The sequence below is a fragment of the Vibrio sp. 10N.222.49.C9 genome (assembly GCF_041474985.1).
Classification (GTDB): Bacteria; Pseudomonadota; Gammaproteobacteria; order Enterobacterales; family Vibrionaceae; genus Vibrio; species Vibrio crassostreae_C.
Genome location: NZ_JBFRVD010000488.1, coordinates 1 through 310 on the forward strand (window position 1 = coordinate 1; position 310 = coordinate 310).

The following is a 310-nucleotide window of genomic DNA, read 5'->3' on the forward strand; positions in this document are numbered from 1 at the left end:
AGCTACATTGCCACGAGATAGACGCTTGGTTATCTGCTCAGAGAACCAAACGAAAGGTCGTAGCATCCATACCATCCAATTTAGTATTCCTGCTGAAGTTGGTGCTAGTTGGCGCCAGTAGGTCGCACCAATCGTTTTTGGCACAATCTCTGAAAGAATCAGAATGCCAAGGGTAAGCACTGCAGAAAACACACCTAGCCATTGGCTTCCAAATACCACAGACGCTTGTGCACCTGCGCTTGCTGCACCTATGGTGTGAGCAATGGTATTTAGTGTCAGAATCGAAGCCAGTGGGCGATCGATATCAGAC

The 310-nt window shown here is 48.1% G+C and carries 1 protein-coding gene; it reads right to left on the reverse strand.

Going from position 1 to position 310, the window contains the following annotated elements; all coding sequences use genetic code 11:
- Positions 1–310, reverse strand: a 310-nt coding sequence (locus AB4585_RS24130; RefSeq protein ID WP_372171284.1) for a CNNM domain-containing protein, incomplete at both ends; no start/stop codon positions are given.